The organism is Infirmifilum sp. (genome assembly GCF_049970975.1).
GTDB lineage: Archaea > Thermoproteota > Thermoprotei > Thermofilales > Thermofilaceae > Thermofilum > Thermofilum uzonense.
This window is the reverse complement of record NZ_JBMFLX010000150.1, coordinates 1-2,883: the sequence shown is the minus strand read 5'-3', so window position 1 is coordinate 2,883 and position 2,883 is coordinate 1. Positions and strand designations below refer to the sequence as shown.

The 2,883-nt window shown below is 45.2% G+C and carries 4 protein-coding genes; all 4 read right to left on the bottom strand.

The genetic code is table 11. The annotated features are described in order from the left end of the window. Window positions 1-322: 322 nt before the first annotated feature. Window positions 323-682, bottom strand: a complete 360-nt coding sequence (locus tag ACP5KC_RS09820) for a DUF5615 family PIN-like protein (RefSeq protein WP_428287446.1) — start codon at window positions 680-682, stop codon at window positions 323-325. Further along, window positions 675-899 carry a DUF433 domain-containing protein gene (locus ACP5KC_RS09815; RefSeq protein WP_428287445.1) on the bottom strand — a complete coding sequence of 75 codons (225 nt, stop codon included), beginning with the start codon at window positions 897-899 and terminating at the stop codon, window positions 675-677. Before ACP5KC_RS09815 ends, ACP5KC_RS09820 begins: the two co-directional genes overlap by 8 nt. Before the next feature lie 166 nt (window positions 900-1,065). Continuing rightward, complete coding sequence (locus ACP5KC_RS09810; RefSeq protein ID WP_428287447.1) at window positions 1,066-2,361, bottom strand: RNA-guided endonuclease InsQ/TnpB family protein; 1,296 nt, start codon at window positions 2,359-2,361, stop codon at window positions 1,066-1,068. Continuing rightward, a partial coding sequence (locus ACP5KC_RS09805) for an IS607 family transposase (protein ID WP_428287444.1) occupies window positions 2,345-2,883 on the bottom strand: 539 nt, incomplete at its 5' end. The genes ACP5KC_RS09805 and ACP5KC_RS09810, both read right to left, overlap by 17 nt.

The following is a 2,883-nucleotide window of genomic DNA, read 5'->3' as shown; positions in this document are numbered from 1 at the left end:
CAATAACTCCATTATGGTTATAGCAACATTCAAATCCACAAAACTCGTAAGTATTTATGATGGTAGCCTATTACGTACGTTGCAGGCCTGCCGGGATTTGAGCCCGGGGTTCTCCGGCTCCGGAGGCCGGAACCCGTATCGTTTTGTTGCATAATATTCAAATAGATTTGCAATACTTTAGGAGCCGTGATAATGCATTATGTATTGAAGAGATTCTACTGCAACACTCTTTCTCCGAGCCTTACTACGTTGATCTCAGTACTCATGGAATGAATATGCAAGAAAATAATGCTATGTTTGAATATTTAAAAGTACATACATTTTATTTAATAGGTCTTCTCTTAATACGAGTTTCAGTTACCACAGTTATATAGCCGTAGAGTCTTTCACCTAGCTGTAGGGCGCATAGGACCGCCTTTAATCTATGTGGTATTGTAGGAACTCTTAATCTTAGGAGTAATATTCCTGGAGGATTGTATGCCTGTGCTAAGTAGCCGAAATCCTTATCCATGGTTACCACTATCTTGTCACGGCTCAAGGCCATTCTGAGAATCTCCTCATCAGGAGCTCCACGTAACTCCTCGATAACTGTTTGTACCTCAAATCCTCTTCTCTTAAGCTCTTCATAAACTCTTAAACCGATATTCTCGTCGAGAAGTAGCTTAGGACCTCGCCTAGACAACCATTATCTCCTCACGCCCTAAGATCTTAGCAGCGTACAGTAGTGCTGCCCGCACATCCTCAATACTTATCTTATAGTCCTTAGCAATCTCCTCTGAAGTCATGCCAGAAGCAAGGAGCTCTAATATTAGGTCAACAGTTATTCTTGTTCCACGTATAACAGGCTTACCCCCCATAACCTTTGGATCTACAACAATACGCTTCAATAATTCCTCCATAAACACCACCTCTAACTTATCCTATCCGAACACACATTTTCCTTTCCCTTAATAAGTTATAAGTTTAGTTGTTACTACTGTTATCCGTGTACGTTGGCTTGGTTATTTTAGCTACTTGGGCTACTTTGATGATACGAACACGAGCCTCTCCCTTACCCCGTTTGTCCTAGATGTTCATTCTAATCATTTTATATAAATTCATAGTCTCATCTAGGGACTTCCACCTCGCCCACAGATCACGTGCTATCACTGTGGGTTCATGGGTGGCGGTCGAGCCCAACGGCACGGGGCTCCCATCTACGGGAAGCTCCGCGGGGCTTGGAGCACTGCTCCCATCACCCCGCAGAGCTCTTAGGAAGAGGTTCCACGCGGCTACCACGTCTCTGTGCCACATTTCACCTCTTCTGCACTTGCCTACTCTAGACGTGTTTTCGTAGGCGATCTCTGAGCCATGTATTGGGCAGAGCTTGGAAGTATTCTTCGGGTTGACGTAGATCACCGGCACCCCATATTCTCTAGCTTTCTCCTCTATTGCTTTCTGCACTCCTTTGAACGATGCTTGGAATATCCTGTGTCTCAATTGGTCATCATTGATTCTAGTAACCATTTGTTCAGCTGGCTTCTTCCCGAGCTTCTCCATGACTATGGCATAACCTCGCCTAGAAGCCTCTCTCACAACAATATTCGCAATCTTCCACTTGGAATCTTGCTTCTTCTTCCCCTCCTTAAGTTTCCTCATAATCCCCCTCTTGATTCTGGATTTTGTGCCATAGAATTTATCATACTTTTCCTGAATCCTCTTCCTCCTGTAGTAGTAGCCCAAGACGATTTTCCCAGTGTTTGTCTCAAATAGGTAAGCAATACCATCAATTAGCGCCGTGGCATTGTTCTCGTTCACGTCAACAGATATGAAGCTACGTGGCTTATACTCCTCAACATCCTTCACGAAGGTTAGGTAGATTACTAGTCTTCTGCCCCTCTTATCCAGCTTAACCCTTGCCTCAGAAGCGAGTCTCCAACCCCTGTTAACATACCTCCAGTACTGCTTGTGCCGGTTGAATTCGAGGGGAATCCACCCCTTATGAGTAACTACCCTAATTGAGGTTAAGCCATTAGACTTCCACAAGTGGTCGTCCAGCCAGATAGATATGCTCCTGACCTCAGGGTATTCTTTTTCAGCCAATCCCTTCTTCCTGAGCTTGAGGAAGCTCTTAGCCCTAGTGGACGCGTCCTGGCACGCTGTGTAAGCGTAGTGTGGGGGGAGGTGAGGGTATAGATTCCTTAACTCACGGTACTTCAGAGTTTTTAGCCTTGTGAAAGATGCCACGTTCTCTCTCACAGCGTATAGTGTGAGTTGCTCGACTATGTTGCGGTACATGCCCTCAAGCTCCGCGAAGACCCTGAAGAGCTTGCGCGGCAACAGAGGAGTCTCGACAACGACTGTCCTAGTTATTCTCGCCACCACTCTTCTCAACCTCTTCTACCAGCTTTTTGAAGCCCTCGACAAGCCTCCTCTTCTTGTGGCTCCTCATACCATATAATTTGCCTGCGAAAGAAGTGACTATCTCTATTAAATCCTCGACTAGCTCTTGATAAGCGTCTCTAGGTTCTTCGCCGAAGACAACCTCTATTCTTGTTCCAAGCAAATTGAAGAAGTGCTCTAGGTACTTGAAGCCAAACCTAGTCAATCTATCTCGGTAGGTCACAACTACTACTTCTACTTGCTTTGACCCAATGAGGTCAAATAGTTTCTTCAACCCTTTTCTATCAGTATTCAATCCACTCGCGATATCTGTTAAAACCTCTACAACCCTGTATCCCTTGGAAGGACAGTAATCCATGAGGTACTTAACCTGCCTCTCTAAATCCTCCCTCTGGTCTGAAGAACTCACACGAGCGTAGATGACAGCTCTAACCTCTTTTGCTCTACCCTCAAGTATCCTCCTAACCTCGCTCTTGGGAACTCTATACTTACCACCGACAG

Coding starts and splice junctions, on each gene's coding strand:
- ACP5KC_RS09815 (WP_428287445.1), bottom strand. CDS start 899: ATGGAGGAATTATTGAAGCGTATTGTTGTAGATCCAAAGGTTATGGGG.